Origin of the sequence: Bacillus sp. KS1, assembly GCF_020075515.1 — a bacterium.
Taxonomy (GTDB): domain Bacteria; phylum Bacillota; class Bacilli; order Bacillales; family Bacillaceae; genus Bacillus; species Bacillus velezensis.
Genome location: NZ_JACAWW010000019.1, coordinates 290,498 through 311,850 on the forward strand (window position 1 = coordinate 290,498; position 21,353 = coordinate 311,850).

At 47.9% G+C, this 21,353-nt stretch carries 20 protein-coding genes and 1 other annotated feature; of the genes, 17 read left to right on the forward strand and 3 right to left on the reverse strand.

Annotated features, from left to right (window positions below; genetic code table 11):
* The first annotated feature begins 5 nt into the window (after window positions 1–5).
* From ruvB to yajC, 5 genes are read left to right on the forward strand one after another with little or no spacing between them, the layout of a single operon-like run.
* Window positions 6–1,010: a Holliday junction branch migration DNA helicase RuvB gene (ruvB, locus tag HWY38_RS15125; RefSeq protein ID WP_003152685.1), complete on the forward strand. Its 1,005-nt coding sequence runs from the start codon at window positions 6–8 to the stop codon at window positions 1,008–1,010.
* Window positions 1,003–1,203, forward strand: a complete 201-nt coding sequence (locus HWY38_RS15130) for a DUF2905 domain-containing protein (RefSeq protein WP_224182137.1) — start codon at window positions 1,003–1,005, stop codon at window positions 1,201–1,203. The genes ruvB and HWY38_RS15130 overlap by 8 nt, the downstream gene beginning before the upstream one ends.
* A gap of 25 nt (window positions 1,204–1,228) precedes the next feature.
* Complete coding sequence (queA, locus tag HWY38_RS15135) at window positions 1,229–2,257, forward strand: tRNA preQ1(34) S-adenosylmethionine ribosyltransferase-isomerase QueA (protein ID WP_003152692.1); 1,029 nt, start codon at window positions 1,229–1,231, stop codon at window positions 2,255–2,257.
* 27 nt (window positions 2,258–2,284) lie between these two features.
* A complete protein-coding gene (tgt, locus tag HWY38_RS15140) occupies window positions 2,285–3,430 on the forward strand; it encodes a tRNA guanosine(34) transglycosylase Tgt (RefSeq protein WP_014305500.1) in 1,146 nt (381 codons plus the stop codon).
* Window positions 3,431–3,460: 30 nt separating this feature from the next.
* Window positions 3,461–3,721: a preprotein translocase subunit YajC gene (gene yajC, locus HWY38_RS15145; protein ID WP_007408187.1), complete on the forward strand. Its 261-nt coding sequence runs from the start codon at window positions 3,461–3,463 to the stop codon at window positions 3,719–3,721.
* Between the two features lie 52 nt (window positions 3,722–3,773).
* On the opposite strand, the gene HWY38_RS15150 is transcribed toward yajC, so the two are convergent.
* Complete coding sequence (locus HWY38_RS15150) at window positions 3,774–4,160, reverse strand: TIGR04086 family membrane protein (protein ID WP_003152697.1); 387 nt, start codon at window positions 4,158–4,160, stop codon at window positions 3,774–3,776.
* A 166-nt stretch (window positions 4,161–4,326) separates the two neighbouring features.
* Between HWY38_RS15150 and HWY38_RS15155 the strand changes: the two genes are divergently transcribed.
* Window positions 4,327–4,983 carry a DUF421 domain-containing protein gene (locus HWY38_RS15155; protein WP_224182138.1) on the forward strand — a complete coding sequence of 219 codons (657 nt, stop codon included), beginning with the start codon at window positions 4,327–4,329 and terminating at the stop codon, window positions 4,981–4,983.
* Between the two features lie 7 nt (window positions 4,984–4,990).
* Here the strand turns inward: HWY38_RS15155 and spoVB are convergent, their stop codons facing one another.
* Complete coding sequence (gene spoVB / locus HWY38_RS15160) at window positions 4,991–6,547, reverse strand: stage V sporulation protein B (RefSeq protein WP_007408188.1); 1,557 nt, start codon at window positions 6,545–6,547, stop codon at window positions 4,991–4,993.
* Window positions 6,548–6,661: 114 nt separating this feature from the next.
* Between spoVB and HWY38_RS15165 the strand changes: the two genes are divergently transcribed.
* From HWY38_RS15165 to dtd, 8 genes are all read left to right on the forward strand, one after another.
* The gene (locus HWY38_RS15165) at window positions 6,662–6,958 is read left to right on the forward strand and encodes a post-transcriptional regulator (protein WP_007612839.1); all 297 of its coding nucleotides are present in this window, start codon (window positions 6,662–6,664) and stop codon (window positions 6,956–6,958) included.
* Window positions 6,959–6,994: 36 nt separating this feature from the next.
* On the forward strand, window positions 6,995–9,214 hold the full coding sequence (gene secDF, locus HWY38_RS15170; RefSeq protein ID WP_224182139.1) for a protein translocase subunit SecDF: 2,220 nt from the start codon (window positions 6,995–6,997) through the stop codon (window positions 9,212–9,214).
* 131 nt (window positions 9,215–9,345) lie between these two features.
* Complete coding sequence (locus tag HWY38_RS15175) at window positions 9,346–9,843, forward strand: cation:proton antiporter regulatory subunit (RefSeq protein WP_224182140.1); 498 nt, start codon at window positions 9,346–9,348, stop codon at window positions 9,841–9,843.
* Between the two features lie 63 nt (window positions 9,844–9,906).
* Complete coding sequence (locus HWY38_RS15180; protein WP_014418528.1) at window positions 9,907–10,233, forward strand: lipopolysaccharide assembly LapA domain-containing protein; 327 nt, start codon at window positions 9,907–9,909, stop codon at window positions 10,231–10,233.
* Between the two features lie 55 nt (window positions 10,234–10,288).
* Window positions 10,289–12,649 carry a single-stranded-DNA-specific exonuclease RecJ gene (gene recJ, locus HWY38_RS15185; RefSeq protein ID WP_224182141.1) on the forward strand — a complete coding sequence of 787 codons (2,361 nt, stop codon included), beginning with the start codon at window positions 10,289–10,291 and terminating at the stop codon, window positions 12,647–12,649.
* A 5-nt stretch (window positions 12,650–12,654) separates the two neighbouring features.
* Window positions 12,655–13,167: an adenine phosphoribosyltransferase gene (locus HWY38_RS15190; protein ID WP_003152714.1), complete on the forward strand. Its 513-nt coding sequence runs from the start codon at window positions 12,655–12,657 to the stop codon at window positions 13,165–13,167.
* A 157-nt stretch (window positions 13,168–13,324) separates the two neighbouring features.
* Window positions 13,325–15,529 (forward strand): GTP diphosphokinase, encoded by a 2,205-nt coding sequence (relA, locus tag HWY38_RS15195; RefSeq protein ID WP_003152716.1) that lies wholly within the window; start codon window positions 13,325–13,327, stop codon window positions 15,527–15,529.
* A 12-nt stretch (window positions 15,530–15,541) separates the two neighbouring features.
* Window positions 15,542–15,985 (forward strand): D-aminoacyl-tRNA deacylase, encoded by a 444-nt coding sequence (gene dtd, locus HWY38_RS15200; protein WP_007408194.1) that lies wholly within the window; start codon window positions 15,542–15,544, stop codon window positions 15,983–15,985.
* Between the two features lie 26 nt (window positions 15,986–16,011).
* Here the strand turns inward: dtd and HWY38_RS15205 are convergent, their stop codons facing one another.
* Window positions 16,012–17,574 carry an SH3 domain-containing protein gene (locus tag HWY38_RS15205; RefSeq protein WP_224182142.1) on the reverse strand — a complete coding sequence of 521 codons (1,563 nt, stop codon included), beginning with the start codon at window positions 17,572–17,574 and terminating at the stop codon, window positions 16,012–16,014.
* 130 nt (window positions 17,575–17,704) lie between these two features.
* Between HWY38_RS15205 and HWY38_RS15210 the strand changes: the two genes are divergently transcribed.
* The 3 genes from HWY38_RS15210 to aspS all read left to right on the forward strand — a co-directional run bounded on the left by HWY38_RS15210 (window position 17,705) and on the right by aspS (window position 21,299).
* Window positions 17,705–17,875 (forward strand): YrzK family protein, encoded by a 171-nt coding sequence (locus tag HWY38_RS15210; RefSeq protein ID WP_003152722.1) that lies wholly within the window; start codon window positions 17,705–17,707, stop codon window positions 17,873–17,875.
* 60 nt (window positions 17,876–17,935) lie between these two features.
* Window positions 17,936–18,168, forward strand: a binding site (T-box leader).
* A 63-nt stretch (window positions 18,169–18,231) separates the two neighbouring features.
* Window positions 18,232–19,506, forward strand: a complete 1,275-nt coding sequence (gene hisS, locus HWY38_RS15215) for a histidine--tRNA ligase (RefSeq protein ID WP_224182143.1) — start codon at window positions 18,232–18,234, stop codon at window positions 19,504–19,506.
* 14 nt (window positions 19,507–19,520) lie between these two features.
* The gene (gene aspS, locus HWY38_RS15220) at window positions 19,521–21,299 is read left to right on the forward strand and encodes an aspartate--tRNA ligase (RefSeq protein WP_224182144.1); all 1,779 of its coding nucleotides are present in this window, start codon (window positions 19,521–19,523) and stop codon (window positions 21,297–21,299) included.
* The last annotated feature ends 54 nt before the right edge of the window (window positions 21,300–21,353 follow it).

Here is a 21,353-nt window from a genome sequence, read left to right on the forward strand (position 1 = left end):
TGTTCATGGATGAACGGCTCGTTTCAAGTGAAGCAGACAGCCATGAATCAATAATCGAGCAAAGCCTCAGGCCGCAGAATCTCGCCCAGTATATCGGCCAAAAGAAGGTGAAAGAAAATCTGCGCGTGTTTATCGATGCGGCGAAAATGAGGCAGGAAACGCTGGACCACGTTCTTTTATACGGGCCTCCGGGTCTCGGGAAAACAACGCTTGCGTCTATCGTGGCCAATGAGATGGGTGTGGAGATGCGGACGACGTCAGGTCCTGCCATCGAAAGACCCGGAGATTTGGCAGCCATTTTGACGGCGCTCGAACCAGGGGATGTGCTGTTTATTGACGAAATTCACAGGCTGAACCGCTCAATTGAGGAAGTGCTGTACCCGGCGATGGAGGATTTCTGCCTTGATATCGTCATTGGAAAAGGCCCGTCCGCCCGCTCCGTCCGTCTCGACCTTCCCCCTTTTACGCTTGTAGGAGCGACGACAAGGGTCGGATTATTGACCGCACCGCTCAGAGACCGGTTCGGGGTGCTGTCGCGCCTTGAATACTATACGCAGGAAGAGCTGACAGATATCGTGTCAAGAACGGCTGACGTTTTTGAAGTGGATATCGAAGAAGCTCCGGCTCTGGAAATCGCCAGACGGTCAAGGGGTACGCCGCGGGTTGCAAACCGGCTTCTCAGAAGGGTGAGAGATTTTGCCCAGGTGCTCGGCGACAGCCGCATCACGGAAGAAATCGCTCACGATGCGCTCGAACGTCTTCAAGTCGATGCGCTCGGCCTCGATCATATCGACCATAAGCTGCTGATGGGCATGATCGAAAAATTCAGCGGCGGTCCCGTCGGCCTTGATACGATTTCCGCGACAATCGGCGAAGAACCGCATACAATAGAAGATGTGTACGAACCGTATCTGCTGCAGATCGGATTTCTCCAGAGGACGCCGAGGGGACGGGTAGTGACTCCCGCTGTGTATGAACATTTTCGATTGGAGGCGCCCGCCCGTGACTGACTTTCCGAAGGTTCTCATGGTTCTCGGTGCCGTTTTGCTTATTGCCGGCGTAGTCTGGCACTTTGTCGGAAGGCTGCCCGGAGATATTTTCGTTAAGAAGGGAAATGTTACGTTTTTCTTTCCCGTTGTCACTTGTATTGTGATCAGTGTGATACTATCCATTCTGCTTAATTTTTTCGGCAGAATGAAATAACAATAGACAGAATTAAGGTGAAATGATGAAAGTCGATTTATTTGATTTTGAACTGCCTGAACGCCTCATTGCCCAAGTGCCGCTGAAAGAGCGTGACGCATCGCGGCTGATGGTGCTCGACAAACAGACGGGCGGGCTGACGGACAGTTCATTTAAAGAGATTGTAAGCTTTTTTAATGAAGGGGATTGCCTCGTCTTGAACAATACCCGTGTGCTGCCTGCAAGATTATTCGGCACAAAAGAAGATACGGGAGCGAAAGTGGAGCTTCTGTTATTAAAACAGGAAGAAAATGATACATGGGAAACGCTCGTAAAGCCGGCGAAACGCGTAAAAAAAGGAACGGTCCTGACATTTGGCGACGGCCGGCTGACAGCGGTCTGCACGGAGGAGCTTGATCACGGAGGCAGAAAAATAGAATTCCGGTATGACGGGATTTTTTACGAAGTGCTTGAATCACTCGGTGAAATGCCGCTGCCTCCTTATATTAAAGAGCAGCTTGATGATAAAGAACGGTATCAGACCGTCTTTTCAAAAGAAATCGGATCTGCCGCAGCTCCGACGGCCGGGCTGCATTTTACGGAAGAGATTCTGGACGAGCTGAAGCAAAAAGGTGTGCGGATTGAATTTATCACACTTCATGTGGGACTCGGCACATTCCGCCCGGTCAGTGCGGATGATGTGGAAGAGCATAACATGCACGCGGAATTTTATGAAATGACGGAAGAAACCGCCGCCTCTTTAAACGAGGTCAGAAAGGCGGGAGGGCGCATTGTGTCGGTCGGGACGACATCAACGCGCACCCTGGAAACCATTGCCGGCGAGCATGACGGCGTATTTACCGCTTCAAGCGGCTGGACGTCCATCTTCATTTATCCGGGATATGAATTTAAGGCGATTGACGGCATGATCACCAATTTTCATCTGCCGAAATCTTCCCTTATTATGCTCGTTTCTGCGCTTGCCGGCAGAGAGCATGTTCTTTCCGCCTACCGTCATGCGGTAGAAGAGGAATATCGTTTCTTCAGCTTTGGCGACGCCATGCTGATTATCTAATTTGAATGACAGGAGGCCTCATACAAAGTGGCTGAACAACCGATACGTTATGAATTTATAAAGGAATGCAAACAAACGGGAGCGCGCCTGGGCAGAGTCCATACGCCCCACGGCTCCTTTGAGACGCCTGTATTTATGCCGGTCGGCACGCTTGCTACGGTAAAGACGATGTCTCCGGACGAGCTGAAATCTATGGATGCGGGCATTATTTTAAGCAATACGTACCATTTATGGCTCCGCCCGGGACACGACATTGTAAAAGAAGCGGGCGGGCTTCATAAGTTTATGAACTGGGACCGCGCGATTTTAACGGATTCCGGCGGTTTTCAGGTCTTTTCATTGAGCAAGTTTCGTAATATAGAAGAAGAAGGCGTTCATTTCCGCAATCACTTAAACGGAGACAAGCTGTTTTTATCTCCGGAAAAAGCGATGGAAATTCAAAACGCCCTCGGCTCTGATATCATGATGGCGTTTGATGAGTGTCCGCCGTATCCGGCAGAGTATGATTACATGAAACGCTCTGTTGAACGGACCAGCCGCTGGGCGGAACGCTGCCTGGAGGCGCACGGGCGCTCAGATGAGCAGGGGCTGTTCGGAATCGTACAGGGCGGAGAATACGAAGACCTGCGGACACAAAGTGCAAAAGACTTGGTTTCGCTTGATTTTCCGGGTTATGCCATAGGCGGATTATCTGTCGGCGAACCGAAGCACGTCATGAACCGAGTGCTTGAGTTTACAACTCCGCTTTTACCGAAGGACAAGCCGAGATATTTAATGGGTGTGGGTTCACCGGATGCCTTAATTGACGGCGCCATCCGCGGCGTAGATATGTTTGACTGCGTACTGCCGACCCGGATTGCCCGAAACGGCACGGTGTTTACGAATGAAGGGCGTCTGAATATGAAAAACGCCAAATATGAGCGTGATTTCCGTCCGATTGACGAAGAGTGCAGCTGCCATACATGCCAAAATTACTCCCGCGCTTACATCAGACATTTGATCCGCTGTAATGAAACGTTTGGAATTCGATTAACAACTTACCATAACCTTCATTTTCTGTTACACTTAATGGAGCAGGTCAGACAAGCTATCCGGGAGGATCGTCTTGGTGATTTCCGAGAAGAGTTCTTTGAGCGTTACGGCTATAATAAGCCAAATGCGAAAAGCTTCTAAATAAAACCATTCATGAGAGGAGGGAAACAGATGGGTACTTTAGGTACAATCGTTCCTATTATTTTAATGTTTGCAGTGCTTTATTTCCTGCTCATCCGTCCGCAGCAAAAGCAGCAGAAGGCCGTACGCCAGATGCAGGAAGAGCTGAAAAAAGGGGATACAGTGGTGACAATCGGAGGATTGCACGGCACTGTTGATTCAATTGATGAAAGCAAGGTCGTCATTAAAACAGGTGATAACACCCGTTTAACATTTGACCGCCGCGCAATCAGAGAAGCTTCCGCTGAATAACAGCGAAGCTCATACATACAAAAAAAAGAGCGGATTCTCCGCTCTTTTTTTATTACGCTGATCTGCTTCCTTTCAAATTCACTCCGAAAATGCCGCCCAGCATGCTGACTCCCAAAAAGCCGAGATGAAACAAAAGCTGACCGGATGTAAACGTTTTTCCGAACCCTAAATATTGAAACAGCAAGATGATTAATGAAAAACAGACGGCGGTTAAAGCCCCGATCATCCAGCCTTTTTCCTTCGCTTTGCCGCCCGATATAAAACCGCCCGCAAATAAAGAAAGAAAGGAAAGCGCGGTGATCAGCCAGCTGAAAGATGATTCTTCCATTGAGGTAACCGTCAGTAAAAGCGAAATCGCCAAACTCGTAAGAAGCATCACCGCAAAGATAGCCACTAAGCCATACAAGACGCCTCTTCCCACTTGTTTCGTTTCTTCCATTTTTATCTCCTCTCCGCTCTGCGGCCTGATATATGACAAGCCGGAGCCCGTCTTTTTCTAAATGTATTCTCTGAATGTTCGAATTAGACGTAAATGCATGATGTTCAGCCCGTTTCTTACATAATTCAGAGCCGATGGCGAATGCTATGACCGTTGGAGGTGCGATATGGAAGATATTTTCGTTATTACGTTTCGTACGATTGTGCTTTATTTTATCATTCTTGTGATTTTCAGACTGATGGGAAAACGGGAAATCGGAGAACTGAGCATTTTAGACCTTGTCGTCTCCATTATGATTGCCGAGATTGCCGTATTGGCAATTGAAAATGTAAAAGATAAGCTTTTGCATACAATTGTGCCGATTGTCGTTTTAATGATTATTCAAGTAAGCCTTGCTTTTATTTCGCTCAAAAGCCAAAAAATACGGCAGCTGCTTGACGGAAAACCCACCATTATTATAAAACAGGGAAAAATTGATGAACGGGCGATGAGATCGCAGCGCTACAATTTTGACGATCTTCTTATGCAGCTGAGGGAAAATAACATCGATAGAATCTCTGACGTGTCATACGCCATTTTGGAATCTTCAGGCAAACTGTCGATCGTCAAAAAGAAAAACAATAAGGATAAGCAGATGGAAACATCGCTTATCGTTGACGGGGTCATTCAGAACGAGCATCTGGACAGAATCGGGAAAGATAAACACTGGCTAGAAAAAAATTTAGCAAAAAGAGGATATCGCGATCTTTCGGTTATATCATTCTGCACGTTTACGGACGGCGCTTTTTTTATTGATCTTAAAGATGAAAAAGGGGAGCCATAAATCGGTTTTACCGCGTCACGAACTTGCCGATGACCGGAATCCGGATCAGCTCCTCCCTTTTAATCAGCCTGAATAACAGAAGAAGCGCTATGTACAAAATCGCGGTCATTGCAATCCAGCCTGTGAGATTAACAGCCTCTGACCCTGAAAAATGAACGGCGTGTTTGATGATGCGGCTGACATAACCGCAAATGAATATGACGGCAAAACAGAGCGCGTATTCTTTTATTTTAATGCTGATCGGAAGCACCTTGCTTACGGTGGCCGCATGCAGCAGGGTGACAAGGACCATCCCTGTTACAATCGCAAGTGCGGCGCCCATGATGCCCAAGGAAGGCCTGGTCGCCAAAACAAAAATTAGGCCAGTTTTGACAGCGGCGCCGATAAAACTGTTCATCATGGCGGCCCCGGCTAAATTGAGAGCCTGCAGCACCGCCTGAAGGGGCCCCTGAAAATAGTAAAGCAGAAAAAACGGCGCCATCACTTTAACAAATACCGCCGCATTAGTTGATCCGTACATGACGGACATCAGTTCATCAGCGAAAGAGAATAAAATAACCACCGAAATGCCTCCGCTTAAAAGACATAGCCTCATCGCCTGTTCCAGACGATATTCGACAACTTGCAGCTTTTTTTGCTCCATCCCTTCACTGATCGCAGGAACAAGCGCCGTTGACAGAGAATAGGTTATAAAGCTGGGCAGCGTCAAAACCGTCATGGCAAATCCGGTCAGCTCCCCGTACTGGCTGGTGGCGGCAGCGGTGGCCACTCCTGCAATCGCAAGGCTCTGCGCGACGACAATAGGTTCAAAAAACCAAGATAAATTTCCGATGAAGCGGCTTCCGGTTGTCGGGAGCGACACGCTCATCAGCTGGCGGAAGGTTTCTTTTCCATTTGCAATCGACTTGAAAAATTGTTTTCTGATTCTGATTGTTTTATTTGCTTTAAAACAAATGAATAAATAAATAAGAGAGGCAAGCTCCCCGATGACAGACGAAATCATGGCTCCGGCTGCGGCATATTCAATCCCGTACGGCAGAAACACCGTCGTGCAGACTGCGACAAGGGAAATCCGCACGATCTGCTCAAGCACTTGGGAAAACGCCAGCGGGTTCATATTCTGCCTTCCCTGAAAGTAACCGCGCAGCACGCTGGAGATCGCGATAATCGGCACGACGGGCGTAATCGCCAGAAGCGGGTAAACCGTGCGCTGATCCGTCAGCATCGTTTCGGACATAATCGGCGCAAAGCATAAAAACAGCGGCGTGAAGATGAGACTTAATATCCCGGTGACGGTAAGCGACATCACTAAAATGTGTTTCATTTTCTGCCGGTCCCCCCGCGCGCTTGCTTCAGCGACAAGTTTGCTGATGGCAACGGGGAGGCCGAATTGAGTCAAAGTGGTGGCCAAGAAAAATGTCGGGGCAGCCATCATGTATAAACCGACCCCTTCTTCACCGATAAACCGGGCGATAACCACCCGGTTGACAAAGCCGAGCATTCTCGTAATCATCCCGGCTGCGATGAGAATAAGAGTGCCCCTTAAAAAAGTCTGTTTTGCCATTTTATAAACCCCTGCCTTCTCAAACTACCTGGAATCATATACAATAAAGATATGCGCCGATGTCGTCCGAGCATGACAAGTCTTCGAGAAAAATGAAAAAGGAGCGAGCGCCCAGTGGAGAAACATCCCGCCGAAATGTACAAAGATCATTTGCGGCCTTTCTTGTACAGTAAACTTGAAGAGTTCAAAATCCTCGGATACGATGATGTTGAGCACGAGAGTTTATGGTCATACTTAATACATAAAAAGTGGAAACAGAAAAAGGAACTGCCGCTGTATGAATTGGCCGGCAATATTTTATCAGTTAAAATTGGCGATTTTATGAACTATGCAACCGTCGAAGCTTTTAAGTCGTCTAATTGGCTGGAAAGCGATGAGGGTCAGGAAGCTTTAGATGAACTGCTGAGATAATGATTTGACGGCATAGGTTTAAGGAGGAAATACATAATGAAAAAAGGACGCTTGATTGCGTTTTTCCTGATCGTATTATTGATCGGCACAGGGCTGGGGTATTTTACAAAACCGGCTGCCAATAATATTACGTTAGGATTGGATTTACGCGGCGGGTTTGAAGTTCTGTACGATGTGCAGCCCGTCAAAAAAGGCGATAAAATCACAAAAGACGTGCTCGTCAGCACGGTGCAGGCGCTGAACCGCCGGGCTAACGTTCTCGGCGTAAGCGAGCCGAACATTCAGATTGAAGGAAATAACCGCATCCGCGTACAGCTGGCGGGCGTCACGAATCAGAACAGGGCGCGCGAAATTCTGTCAACGGAAGCGCAGCTCTCGTTCAGGGATACGAATGATAAAGAGCTGTTAAACGGCTCTGATCTCGTGGAAAACGGCGCGAAGCAAACCTTTGATCCGACGACGAACGAACCGATTGTCAGCGTTAAGCTGAAGGATGCGGATAAGTTCGGAGAAGTGACGAAAAAAGTCAAGAAAATGGCGCCTAATAATCAGCTTGTGATCTGGCTTGATTACGAAAAAGGCGATTCATTTAAAAAAGAAGTCGGCAAAAAACATCCGAAATATGTATCCGCTCCGAATGTGAGCCAGGAACTAAATACGAAGGATGTCACGATTGAAGGCCAGTTTACCGTTCAAAAAGCGAAGGACTTGGCCAATATTTTAAACGCGGGCGCGCTGCCTGTGAAACTGACCGAAAAATACTCTACTTCAGTAGGGGCGCAATTCGGACAGCAGGCTTTGCATGATACGGTAGAGGCCGGCATCATCGGTATTGCAATTGTTTTCTTATTTATGCTGCTTTATTACAGACTGCCTGGACTCATTGCGGTAATTACGCTTTCTGTATACGTATATATTACGCTTCAAGTGTTCGACTGGATGCAGGCGGTGCTGACGCTTCCGGGTATTGCGGCGCTCATTTTGGGTGTCGGGATGGCGGTAGACGCAAACATCATCACCTATGAACGGATAAAAGAAGAACTCAAACTCGGGAAATCCGTCCGCTCAGCTTTCCGTTCAGGGAACAGACGGTCATTCGCGACGATTTTCGATGCGAACATCACAACGATCATCGCAGCGGTCGTGCTCTTTATTTTCGGGACAAGCTCTGTAAAAGGGTTTGCGACGATGCTGATTCTGTCAATTCTGACAAGCTTTATTACAGCTGTCTTCCTTTCAAGATTCCTGCTCTCCCTTCTCGTGGAAAGCAGATGGCTTGACCGGAAAAAAGGCTGGTTCGGCGTCAAGAAAAAACATATTATGGACATTCAAAAGACCGACGAAAATACTGAACCGCATACGTCATTCCAGAAATGGAATTTCACGAGCAAGCGAAAATATTTCTTTATTTTCTCAAGCGCTGTAACCATTGCGGGAATTATCATCTTACTGGTCTTTAAGCTCAACCTGGGAATCGATTTTGCAAGCGGTGCGCGGATTGACGTGCAGAGCAATCATGCATTGACGGCGCAGCAGGTTGAAAAAGACTTTGACTCTCTCGGCATGGAGCCGGAAAACATCGTGCTTTCTGGTAAAGAGAACCATGTTGCCGCGGCCCGGTTTGTCGGAGAGCCATCTAAAGAAAAAATCGCTGAAATCAAAACGTACTTTAAGGACAAATACGGAGCTGAACCGAACGTCAGCACGGTATCGCCGACAGTCGGAAAAGAACTGGCCCGTAATGCTTTATATGCTGTCGCCATTGCATCAATCGGCATCATTATTTACGTGTCAATCCGTTTCGAGTACAGAATGGCTGTCGCCGCAATTGTATCCCTGCTGTATGACGCTTTCTTTATCATCGCGTTTTTCAGCATTACCAGGCTGGAGGTCGATGTCACCTTTATCGCCGCTATTCTCACCATAATCGGTTACTCGATAAATGATACGATCGTTACATTTGACCGGATACGTGAGCAGATGAAAAAACGTAAGCCGAAGTCATTTGCCGATCTGGAACATATCGTGAATCTGAGCTTGCAGCAAACCTTTACACGTTCGATCAATACGGTCTTGACCGTTGTGATTGTTGTCGTCGTGCTGCTCATTTTGGGCTCATCGTCAATTACAAACTTCTCCGTCGCCTTATTGGTCGGTTTATTGACGGGCGTTTATTCCTCTCTTTACATCGCCGCGCAGCTGTGGCTTGTATGGAAAGGTAAAGAATTTAAAGGGAAAAAATCAATCGAAGAGTAAAATGGGAACAGGCTGTCTTGCAGAAGGCAGCCTGTTTTTTCAGGCCGCATTGAACTTAAAACCTGCATTTGCTATAATGACATACGCTTACATAATCAATCATCATTGTAAAAACATGTAGGAGGGTTCTTATGAACGTTCGTGAGTCGGAGCTTCCGGGCATCGGCCAGAAAGTAGAAGTCATTACGAAAAATCACGATAAAATCAGTATTATTCTTCATGATGACGGCAGAAAAGAGCTCTATTACTTCGATGAGAATGATCATGATGAATGCTTGGCATCCGTTGAATTTAACGACGAAGAGGCGAGGCAGATTTCCGCTATTTTAGGCGGGATGACGTATAAGCCGAAAGCGCTGGAATCTGTGGAAGTTGTGCTTGATGACCTCGTCATTGAGTGGTTTAAGGCCGAATCTCATGCACCGGCTGTCAGCCGTACAATCGGAGATTTGGAGACCAAGAAACATTACAACGTCCAGATTATTGCGATCGTAAAGAAAAACCGGCAAAAACAGCTGAGCCCCGGCATTGATACCGTAATTGAAGCGGGGGACACCCTCGTCATATCGGGAGAAAGAAGCGGACTGAAAAAGCTGGTCCGTGAGCAGTTAACGGCCCGGATTTCCTGAGACCGGGGTTTACTCCCGGGAAAATGGGGGAAAAGATAAGAATGAACAATTGGGGGCAGACGCATGAATAAACAATGGACTATTATATTCGCTTTACTATTTACTTTGATTGTCGCCATCTTTGCTGTCATTAACGTGCGGGCGGTTGAGGTTGATTATCTGTTCGGAACCGCTGAATGGCCGCTGATTTTAGTCATTTTAGGCTCTGTGTTAATGGGAGCGCTGATCGTGTTTTCAGCCGGTATCTTTCAAGTGATGAAACTGAAGCGCGAAATTAAAATGCTGCGGAAAGAAAACAGATCCGCAGGTGAATTGACGGCTGATTCGGACGGCCAAAAAACAGCCGCGCCGCCGGAAGAAATGCTTGAAGAGAAAAAAGGATCAGAATAACATTTGAAACCCCTCAGTCCGCTCTAGTATAATAGGGTGGTTGAGGGGTGAATTTATGTTAGCGTCAAAAATGCGCTGGGAAATCCAGCAGCCGGATCAGGAAAAAGTCAAATCACTCACAGAACAATTGGACATAACACCTCTTGTGGCATCACTGCTTGTAAAAAGAGGTTTTGATACTGCCGAAAGCGCAAGGCTGTTTTTACATACAAAGGATGTAGACTTTTATGACCCGTATGAATTAAAGGGAATGCGGGAAGCAGTTGATCGGATAAAACTGGCGGTTTCTCAAGGGGAACCGATTATGATTTACGGAGATTACGATGCAGACGGCGTTACAAGCACGTCGGTGATGCTGACGGCACTCAGACAGCTGTCGGCGGACGTTGACTTTTATATTCCCGACCGTTTCACAGAAGGCTACGGCCCGAATGAACAAGCTTTCCGCTCCATAAAAGAGCGGGGATTTTCGCTGATCATTACAGTGGATACGGGAATCGCCGCCGTCCATGAAGCTGAAGTCGCAAAAGAGCTGGGCTTAGACGTCATTATTACCGACCACCATGAGCCGGGACCCGAGCTTCCTGACGTATTTGCGATTATCCACCCGAAGCAGCCGGGATGCGGCTATCCGTTTAAAGAATTGGCCGGCGTCGGTGTGGCGTTTAAGCTTGCCCACGCGCTTACGGGTTCTTTGCCGGAAGCTATGCTGGACTTGGCGGCAATCGGTACGGTTGCAGATCTGGTGCCTCTTCATGATGAAAACAGATTAATTGCGTCACTCGGGATCGAAAGGCTTCGGACGACAAATCGGCCGGGCCTCAAAGCTCTGATTAAGCTTTCCGGCGGAGATATCGGACAAGCTGATGAGGAAACGATCGGATTTCAGGTCGCGCCGAGGCTCAATGCCGTCGGAAGAATAGAACAGGCCGATCCCGCCGTGCACCTGCTGATGACTGAAGATCAGTTTGAAGCGGAGGAACTGGCTTCGGATATTGACCGGCTGAATAAAGAGCGGCAGAAAATGGTGAAAACCATGACCGAAGAGGCTGTTGAAATGGTTCAGCAGCAAGGCGGAAACCCGTCTGCCATTGTAGTGGCAAAAGCCGGCTGGAATCCGGGAGTCGTCGGTATTGTCGCATCGAAGCTGGCTGAACGTTTTTACCGGCCCGCTGTTGTGCTTGGGATAGATGAGGAGCAGGGAATCGCTAAAGGGTCGGCGCGAAGCATCAGAGGCTTCAACCTTTTTACGAGCCTTTCACAGTGCAGAGACATTCTTCCTCATTTCGGCGGGCATCCGATGGCGGCAGGAATGACGTTGAAGGCTGAAGATGTGGCGGAATTAAGGGACAGGCTGAATCAAATGGCTGAAGAAACCCTTACGGAAGAGGATTTTATTCCCGTTCAGGAGGTTGATCTTGTCTGCGGCGTTGAAGACATAACCGTTGAAAGCATTACAGAATTGAATATGCTGTCGCCGTTCGGCATGCTTAACCCTAAACCGCATGTGATGGTGAAAAATGCCGTGCTTGATGATGTGCGCCTGATCGGAGCGAATAAAAATCACGTGAAAATGACGGTGAAAAGTGATTCCGCCGTCCTTGACTGCGTCGGCTTTAACAAAGGAGAGCTTGAAGCCGGAGTTGTCCCCGGATCAACGATTTCCATTGTCGGCGAGATGTCCATTAATGAATGGAACAACAGAAAGAAGCCCCAGCTGATGATTAAAGATGCTGCGGTGCCGGAATGGCAGCTTTTTGATATCAGGGGCAAGCGGACGTGGGAAGACACGGTCACCGCGCTGCCGAAGGAAAAACGGGTGCTCATCAGCTTTAACGAAAAAACCGCACAGAAGCTCCGTGAAAAAGAGCTGTCGGGCGAGCTTGCCGGGATCACTTCGGAATCCGAGGCGGAAGCTCTCCAGCTTGACGGAAAATATGCCGTTTTTCTGGATGTGCCGCCGTCAGCGGATCGCCTGCAGCATTTGCTTGACGGAAAGAAGCCGGAACGGATTTATTTTGTTTTTATCAATCATGAAGAACATTTCCTGTCCTCATTTCCATCGCGGAATGATTTCAAGTGGTTTTACGCATTTCTCTTGAAAAGGGGCGCTTTTGACTTCGGCGAGCATGGTTCAGAGCTTGCGAGACACAGAGGATGGTCAATTGACACAATCAATTTCATGACAAAGGTGTTTTTTGATCTCGGTTTTGTTAAAATAGAAGATGGTGTGCTGTCTGTCGTGAGCGGCGCGAAAAAACGCGACCTGGCAGATTCGCAAACCTATCAGGTAAAACAGCAGCTGATGGAATTAGACCAGAAGCTCAATTATTCCGCAGCCCATGAGCTGAAGGAATGGCTGAATAAGCTGATGAACCAAGGTTCAGAAGCTTATGAAAGTACGAGGAGGACATAGAACAGATGGATCTTAAAAAATACGTAACAATTGTGCCCGATTACCCGAAAGAAGGCGTACAATTTAAAGATATTACGACATTGATGGACAAAGGCGACGTATACCGTTACGCCACTGACCAAATTGTTGAATATGCAAAAGAAAAAGAAATTGATTTAGTTGTCGGGCCTGAAGCGCGCGGCTTTATTATCGGCTGTCCGGTTGCATACGCTCTCGGAGTCGGCTTTGCGCCGGTTCGGAAAGAAGGAAAACTTCCGCGTGAGGTCATTAAAGTCGATTACGGTTTGGAGTACGGAAAAGACGTACTGACAATTCATAAAGATGCGATTCTGCCGGGACAGCGCGTGCTGATTACTGATGACTTGCTTGCAACAGGCGGCACGATCGAAGCAACGATTAAGCTAGTCGAAGAACTGGGCGGCGTCGTAGCCGGTATTGCGTTCTTAATCGAGCTTTCTTACCTTGACGGCAGAGACAAGCTTGACGATTACGATATTTTAACATTAATGAAATATTAACCGCATATGGAAAAAAGCACTCGTGTCAGGGTGCTTTTTTCCTATTATTTCATCATCCTGACAGATTCTTTAGGTGTTTTGAACTTCTGCCCTTTACATCTCTCGTTTTTTTCTTGATAATAAACTAATACAGTTTACATTTAAAAAAGGTGATTCCATGGCGAACGAACAAGTATTGACTGCCGAGCAAGTAATAGATAAAGCGCGCACTTATCTGCCGGAGGAGCAGATTGCGTTTGTTGAGAAAGCTTACCTGTATGCGCAAAACGCGCATCGCGAACAGTACCGCAAATCAGGTGAGCCGTACATCATTCATCCGATTCAGGTGGCGGGGATCCTCGTCGATCTGGAAATGGACCCTTCCACAATTGCGGGCGGATTTCTGCATGACGTGGTAGAGGACACGGATGTCACCCTCGACGACCTGAAGGAAGCATTTTCTGAAGAAGTGGCGATGCTTGTCGACGGCGTGACGAAGCTCGGTAAAATTAAGTATAAATCTCAAGAGGAGCAGCAGGCGGAAAACCATCGAAAAATGTTTGTCGCTATGGCTCAGGATATCAGAGTCATATTGATCAAGCTGGCGGATCGCCTTCACAATATGCGGACGTTAAAGCATCTTCCGCAGGAAAAGCAGCGGAGAATTTCAAACGAAACGCTGGAAATTTTCGCTCCGCTGGCCCATCGGCTCGGGATTTCTAAAATCAAATGGGAGCTGGAAGACACCGCTCTCCGTTATTTGAATCCTCAGCAATATTACAGAATCGTCAACCTCATGAAGAAAAAGCGCGCGGAACGCGAACTTTATGTCGAAGAGGTTGTCAATGAAGTGAAAAAACGCGTCGAAGAAGTGAATATCAAAGCGGACTTTTCAGGACGTCCGAAGCACATCTACAGCATTTACCGCAAGATGGCGCTGCAAAATAAACAGTTCAATGAAATATATGATCTGCTCGCCGTCCGTATTCTTGTCGGAAGCATTAAAGACTGCTACGCCGTACTCGGCATTATTCATACGTGCTGGAAGCCGATGCCGGGCAGATTCAAAGATTATATTGCGATGCCTAAGCCGAATATGTATCAGTCGCTGCATACGACCGTAATCGGGCCTAAAGGCGATCCGCTGGAAGTGCAGATCAGAACGTTTGAGATGCATGAGATCGCTGAATACGGGGTGGCCGCACACTGGGCATATAAAGAAGGCAAGGCTGCAAACGAAGAAGCGACATTTGAGAAAAAACTGTCCTGGTTCCGTGAAATTCTGGAATTCCAAAACGAGTCTACCGATGCGGAAGAATTTATGGAATCGCTGAAAATCGATCTGTTTTCTGACATGGTATACGTATTTACGCCAAAAGGCGATGTCATTGAACTGCCGTCAGGCTCTGTGCCGATTGATTTTTCCTACAGGATCCACTCGGAGATCGGAAACAAAACAATCGGGGCGAAAGTGAACGGAAAAATGGTGACGCTTGACCATAAGCTCCGGACGGGCGACATCGTCGAGATTCTGACGTCCAAGCATTCATACGGTCCGAGCCAAGACTGGGTCAAACTGGCGCAGACGTCCCAGGCGAAACACAAAATCCGCCAATTCTTTAAGAAACAGCGCCGTGAAGAAAACGTCGAAAAAGGCCGTGAGCTTGTCGAGAAAGAAATTAAAAATCTTGATTTTGAAGTGAAAGATGTTTTAACACTCGAAAATCTTCAAAAAGTTGCCGACAAGTTCAATTTCTCAAATGAAGAGGATATGTACGCAGCGGTCGGGTATAACGGCATTACTGCTCTTCAGGTGGCCAACAGGCTCACTGAAAAAGAACGGAAGCTGCGTGACCAGGAAGAGCAGGAAAAAATCGTTCAGGAAGTCACTTCCGAGCCGAAACATTATCCGCAAGGGAGAAAACGGGAAGCGGGTGTGCGCGTAAAAGGCATTGACAACCTTCTCGTCCGCTTGTCGAAATGCTGCAACCCGGTGCCTGGCGACCATATTGTCGGTTTTATTACAAAAGGGCGCGGTGTATCCGTTCACCGGGATGACTGTCCGAACGTCAAAACGAATGAAGCGCAGGAACGTCTGATCCCCGTTGAATGGGAGCATGAATCACAGGTTCAAAGACGCAAGGAATATAACGTTGAGATTGAGATTTTGGGGTATGACCGTCTCGGGCTTTTAAATGAGGTGCTCCAAGCCGTAAATGAGACGAAAACCAACATCTCCTCTGTCTCCGGCAAATCCGACCGCAATAAAGTCGCTACGATTCATATGGCGATTTTTATTCAAAACATCAATCATCTGCATAAAGTGGTCGAGCGGATTAAGCAGATCAGAGACATCTATTCAGTCCGGCGGGTAATGAACTAAAAGGAGCTTGCTATGAAATTAGTTGTTCAGCGTGTAACAGAAGCAAGTGTGACTGTTGACGGCGCTGTCGCCGGCCGGATCGGACCCGGCATTATGGCGCTTGTCGGCATCACTCATGAAGATACAGAAGAAGATGCCGCTTACTTGGCGGATAAAATCGTGAATCTCCGGATTTTTGATGATGAAAGCGGCAAGATGAATTTATCGCTTTTGGATACGGGCGGGGAGATTTTATCCGTTTCCCAGTTTACGCTTTACGGCGAAACGAAGAAAGGGAGACGCCCGAATTTTATGAATGCGGCTAAACCGGATCAGGCAGTGCTCCTTTATGAAAAGTGGAACGAACTCCTTCGGGAAAAAGGAGTCAAAGTGGAAACCGGAATATTCGGAGCCATGATGGATGTTCAGCTGACGAATTCCGGGCCGATTACATTGATTATGGATTCTAAACAATAAAAAAGCTGCCGTTCGGCAGCTTTTTTTTATGATTGAAAATAATGTTCCAATCCGCTTTCAATTCCGTCTGTCACTTTTTCCTGATAAGAGCCGCTATGTATGATTGTTTCTTCTTGCGGTTGGCTGAGATAGCCGAGCTCATACAGCATGGCAGGCCGTTTATTTTCCCTCAGGACATAATAATCGCCAAACAGAACGCCGCGATCCGGGATAGGGGAACGCTTCACTACTTCAGAATGGACGTCTGAGGCAAGCTGGCGATCCTTAGACGGACTGTAATAATAAGCCGTGCTTCCCCGTGTTGACGTATCGGCATAGCTGTCATAGTGAATGCTGATAAAGGCATCCGCATTCCGGTAATGAGAGGTTGAAACCCTGGCCTGCAGGCTGATAAAAGTATCATCCTGTCTGGTGATATACACGTTTGCACCGGATGCCCGCAATTTTTGGGCCAGCAGCTTAGCGGTTTTAATCGTTACGTTTTTTTCAAATTTTCCGGAGTAGCCGATCGTTCCGCTGTCTTTTCCTCCGTGTCCGGGATCAACGACGATCGTTTTGTTTTTAAGTGAGCCGCTGCCGCCTGACGTGTTGGGAGAAGGTGCTTCACCTGTTTCCTCACCGCTTTTTGACGTTTGTACGACCCAGTTTGCCACATATGCGGTTTGTCCGTTTTCAAGCCGGACTTCATACCATTTGCCGCTTGAGCCGACAATCGGGTAGGCTGCGCCTTTATCTGCTCTTTTTACGATAGAAGCGGAAGTCGAGGCCGAGCTCCTTAAGTTGGTGCCGCCGTAAACAATATACGCTTTTTTCGAGGAGCCTGAGCCCGCAGAACCGTCTCCCGAGCCGGATGCGCTGTCCGATGAGTCAGAATCCTTTATGATGTAGTGGCTTGCTGCCCAGCCTTTTTGCCCGTTTGCTTCAATTTTCAGCCAGCCGTGGTCTTCACTTAAGATGGAAACCTTTGTTCCGCGTGATAATTTAGTCATAATCGCTGAATCATGTGATGCTGCACTTCTGACATTCAATGAAGAAACGCCGACCGTCCCGTTTTTTGACCCGCTCCGGGCCGAAGTTGCTTTCGTATCCGATCCGCCGCTGTCCGCGGTGACGTATTCGGAAGAAACCCATCCGGTTGTGCCTTGATAAGAAATGTTCACCCATCCGCTGTTCTTGTCCAGCACGGATGCATGTGCGCCTTGCGGAAGTTTTCCGATGACTTTATATGATGTCCCCGGGCCTTTTCTGATGCGGAGGTCAGGATCGGTAGAAGTGACCGTTCCGCTTGTTGCGGATGAATTGTCTGCCCCCCCGGCTGTTTTTGATATCAGCCAGGAAACGACCCATCCGGTTTTACCGGGGCTCAGCTGAAGCTGCACCCAGTCTCCCTCTTCTTTAGCGATCGGGTATCTTTCCCCTTTTTTTACTTCAGCCTTAATTCCATAGCTCAGGCCGGGACCGCCTCTGACATTGATCTTGTCTGTCGCGATGACCGCTTCTCCCTCTGCGGCGATTGCGGTGTGGAATGACGGAAGAAGCGCTGTGATGATGACGCCGCATAAAATAAGAGCAAGAGTTCTCTTCTTCATGGCTGTCCTCCTTTCTGAACTAACTAAAATACATTCTTGTATAATATCGTATTTTCCTTGCTGAATGTTAAATAAAAATAAAATGGTTTGTTTATACTAGTCATAAATACAGCGAAAAGGTGTGCAAATCATGAAATATCAACCAAAAATGGGACGCGCGCTGCACGATGCGGAAGGAAATCTGCACTTCAGTGATCAGAGCGACAGAGAAAAGGCGGGTTTTCTTGAAGAGACGGCGACGGAGTTCGGTCTCTTATCGAAAGAAGCGGTCGCAAGGAAAAACAGACGGAATAAAACTTGACAGGGGAGTGCAATCCCATTATTATAATAGAAATTGATGTACATAAGTCATGATAACGATTTTGAACCGATAATGGAGAAGAGTAGGTCAGAATGCATGGAGAAGAGAGGAACCGCCCCGGGCTGAAAGCGGATCCGCACTGCATCTTTCTCGAAACAACACTCCGGAGGTTCCCTGCTGAACGCTTTTGCAAGTCATTAGGCAGCGGACGTGAACCTGCGTTAAAGGTCAGAGCGGGGATGCTTCGGCATTCCAACTAGGGTGGCACCACGGGTATAACTCTCGTCCCTACTATACATGTATAGTAGGAGCGGGAGTTTTTTTATTTGAAGAAAGACATTAAGGAGGCCTGTAACATGGCATATCACATTCCAAGAGGCACACAGGACATACTGCCGGGTGAATCAGACAGATGGCAGTTCGTCGAACAAATTATGAGGGAGACGTGCCGCACTTATCAATATAAAGAAATCCGCACGCCGATCTTCGAACATACGGAATTGTTCGCAAGAGGCGTCGGTGAGTCTACAGATATCGTGCAGAAAGAAATGTACACGTTTGAAGACCGTAAAGGGAGAAGCCTGACGCTTCGGCCGGAAGGAACAGCCGCCGCAGTCCGCGCCTTCAATGAAAATAAATTATTTGCGAACCCGGTGCAGCCGACGAAGCTTTATTATGTCGGACCGATGTTCCGTTACGAACGTCCGCAGACGGGGCGTTTCCGCCAATTCTATCAATTCGGAATTGAAGCGATCGGCTCCAAAGATCCGGCCGTGGATGCAGAAGTCATTGCGCTTGCGATGAGTATTTACCGTAAAGCCGGTTTGAAACATGTCAAGCTTGTGCTGAACAGCCTTGGTGACCAGGAGAGCCGCAAATTCTACCGGGAAGCGCTCGTCAAACATTTTGAACCGCGCATCGGAGAATTTTGCTCAGACTGCCAGTCGCGCCTGCACACAAACCCGCTCAGAATTCTTGACTGCAAGAAAGACAGAGAGCATGAACTGATGAAAACGGCTCCGTCCATTCTTGATTACTTAAATGAAGAATCAGCCGCTTATTTTGAGAAAGTAAAACAATACTTAAACGATCTCGGCATCCCATTCGAAATAGATCCGAACCTTGTCAGAGGGCTTGATTATTATAACCATACCGCTTTTGAAATTATGAGCAATGCCGAAGGATTCGGCGCGATTACAACACTTGCCGGCGGGGGCCGCTATGACGGGCTTGTTGAACAGATCGGCGGACCTGAAGCGCCTGGTATCGGATTTGCGATGAGCATCGAACGTCTGCTCGCAGCCATTGACGCTGAGAAAACAGAGCTTCCCGTCAATCAGGGGATTGACTGCTACATCGTGACGCTCGGAGAAAAAGCGAAGGATTATTCCGTTTCCCTCGTGTACAAACTGAGAGAAGCGGGCATCTCAAGTGAAATCGATTATGAAAATAAAAAGATGAAGGGCCAATTCAAAACGGCTGACCGTCTCGGCGCACGTTTTATTGCGATTTTAGGGGAAGATGAGCTTGCCCAGAATAAAATCAATGTAAAAGATGCGGAAACAGGAGAGCAGCGTGAAGTGGTGTTAGACGAGCTGATACAAGTGTTAAAGGCAGATCAAAAGCAGTGAAGGAGAGGAACGCTATGTTTGGAAGAACATATTATTGTGGCGAGATAACTGAAAAAGCGATTGGCGAAACCGTCAAACTGAAAGGGTGGGTGCAGAAGCGGCGCGATCTCGGCGGCTTGATTTTCATTGATTTGCGTGACCGCTCGGGTATTGTGCAAGTCGTGTTCAACCCTGACGTATCGAAGGAAGCCCTTGCCGCAGCGGAAGCAATCAGAAACGAATATGTGCTTGATATCGAAGGCACGGTTTCTGCCCGTGAAGAAGGCACGGTGAATCCCAACCTGAAAACCGGTAAAATTGAAATCAAAGCTGAAGCGGTGACGGTGCTCAGTACGGCGAAAACGCCTCCGTTTCCGATCAGTGACCAGGCGGCTGACGTTTCTGAAGACGTCCGGTTAAAACACCGCTATTTGGATTTGCGCCGCCCGGCGATGTTTCAAACATTGCAAATGCGCCATCAAGTCACAAAATCCATCCGCCATTTCTTGGATGAAAACGGATTTCTTGATATTGAAACACCGATTTTAACAAAAAGCTCTCCCGAAGGCGCCCGTGATTACTTAGTGCCGAGCCGGGTGCATGAAGGAGAATTTTACGCCCTTCCGCAATCGCCGCAGATTTTTAAACAGCTTCTGATGGTGTCGGGCTTTGAACGGTATTATCAAGTGGCCCGCTGCTTCCGCGATGAAGACTTGCGTGCCGACCGCCAGCCGGAATTTACGCAGATTGATATTGAAATGTCCTTTATGAGTCAAGAAGACATCATGTCTCTGGCGGAAGAGATGATGGCGAAAGTCATGCTTGAAACAAAAGGTGTTGAAGTACCGCTTCCGCTTCCGCGAATGACATATGAAGAAGCGATGAACAGCTACGGTTCCGACAAGCCCGACACCCGCTTCGGCATGCTGCTGACGGACGTGTCAGACATAGTGAAAGATACTGAATTTAAGGTGTTCTCATCAGCCGTGGCAAACGGCGGCGTTGTAAAAGCGATCAATGTCAAAGGCGCTGCCGGCGACTATTCCAGAAAAGATATCGACGCGCTCGGCGTTTTTGCCGGAAATTACGGCGCGAAAGGTCTCGCTTGGGTGAAAGTTGAAGCTGACGGCGTAAAAGGCCCGATTGCGAAATTCTTTGATGAAGAGAAGCAGGCAAAACTGGCTGAAGCGCTTGATGCTTCTGAAGGCGATCTGCTCCTGTTCGGGGCTGATAAGTTTGAGGTTGTGGCTCAATCCCTCGGCGCGCTTCGCTTAAAGCTCGGCAAAGAACGCGGCCTGATTGACGAAAGCCTCTTCAACTTCCTGTGGGTTGTGGACTGGCCGTTACTGGAGCATGACGAGGAAGAAGGCCGTTTCTATGCGGCTCACCACCCGTTTACAATGCCTGTCCGTGAAGATCTTGACCTGATTGAAACGGCGCCTGAAGATATGAAAGCGCAGGCTTACGACCTTGTCTTAAACGGCTATGAACTCGGCGGAGGCTCAATCCGTATTTTTGAAAAAGACGTTCAGGAAAAAATGTTCGGGCTTCTCGGCTTTACGAAAGAAGAAGCGGAGGAGGAGTTCGGATACCTTCTCGAAGCCTTTGAATACGGCGCACCTCCGCACGGCGGAATCGCGCTCGGCTTAGACCGTTTGGTTATGCTTCTTGCAGGCCGGACAAACTTAAGAGATACGATCGCTTTCCCGAAAACGGCAAGCGCAAGCTGCCTTCTTACGGAAGCGCCCGGCGAAGTGAGCGACGCCCAGCTTGAAGAACTTCACCTTTCTGTCAAAAGAAAAGTGAAACAGTAAAGATCAGCAGTTTGTTTCTTGAAAATCAAAATCTGCTGTGATATGATTTTGACA

Excerpts from the sequence above, each read along its gene's own strand:
- spoVB (WP_007408188.1), bottom strand. The coding sequence starts at position 6,547 with ATGGCAAAACAGACTTTTTTAAGGGGCACTCTTATTCTCATCGCAGCC.
- yajC (WP_007408187.1), top strand. The coding sequence starts at position 3,461 with ATGGGTACTTTAGGTACAATCGTTCCTATTATTTTAATGTTTGCAGTG.
- HWY38_RS15190 (WP_003152714.1), top strand. The coding sequence starts at position 12,655 with ATGGATCTTAAAAAATACGTAACAATTGTGCCCGATTACCCGAAAGAA.
- recJ (WP_224182141.1), top strand. The coding sequence starts at position 10,289 with ATGTTAGCGTCAAAAATGCGCTGGGAAATCCAGCAGCCGGATCAGGAA.
- HWY38_RS15150 (WP_003152697.1), bottom strand. The coding sequence starts at position 4,160 with ATGGAAGAAACGAAACAAGTGGGAAGAGGCGTCTTGTATGGCTTAGTG.
- aspS (WP_224182144.1), top strand. The coding sequence starts at position 19,521 with ATGTTTGGAAGAACATATTATTGTGGCGAGATAACTGAAAAAGCGATT.
- HWY38_RS15210 (WP_003152722.1), top strand. The coding sequence starts at position 17,705 with ATGAAATATCAACCAAAAATGGGACGCGCGCTGCACGATGCGGAAGGA.
- secDF (WP_224182139.1), top strand. The coding sequence starts at position 6,995 with ATGAAAAAAGGACGCTTGATTGCGTTTTTCCTGATCGTATTATTGATC.
- hisS (WP_224182143.1), top strand. The coding sequence starts at position 18,232 with ATGGCATATCACATTCCAAGAGGCACACAGGACATACTGCCGGGTGAA.
- dtd (WP_007408194.1), top strand. The coding sequence starts at position 15,542 with ATGAAATTAGTTGTTCAGCGTGTAACAGAAGCAAGTGTGACTGTTGAC.
- queA (WP_003152692.1), top strand. The coding sequence starts at position 1,229 with ATGAAAGTCGATTTATTTGATTTTGAACTGCCTGAACGCCTCATTGCC.
- HWY38_RS15205 (WP_224182142.1), bottom strand. The coding sequence starts at position 17,574 with ATGAAGAAGAGAACTCTTGCTCTTATTTTATGCGGCGTCATCATCACA.
- HWY38_RS15175 (WP_224182140.1), top strand. The coding sequence starts at position 9,346 with ATGAACGTTCGTGAGTCGGAGCTTCCGGGCATCGGCCAGAAAGTAGAA.
- HWY38_RS15155 (WP_224182138.1), top strand. The coding sequence starts at position 4,327 with ATGGAAGATATTTTCGTTATTACGTTTCGTACGATTGTGCTTTATTTT.
- HWY38_RS15180 (WP_014418528.1), top strand. The coding sequence starts at position 9,907 with ATGAATAAACAATGGACTATTATATTCGCTTTACTATTTACTTTGATT.
- ruvB (WP_003152685.1), top strand. The coding sequence starts at position 6 with ATGGATGAACGGCTCGTTTCAAGTGAAGCAGACAGCCATGAATCAATA.
- relA (WP_003152716.1), top strand. The coding sequence starts at position 13,325 with ATGGCGAACGAACAAGTATTGACTGCCGAGCAAGTAATAGATAAAGCG.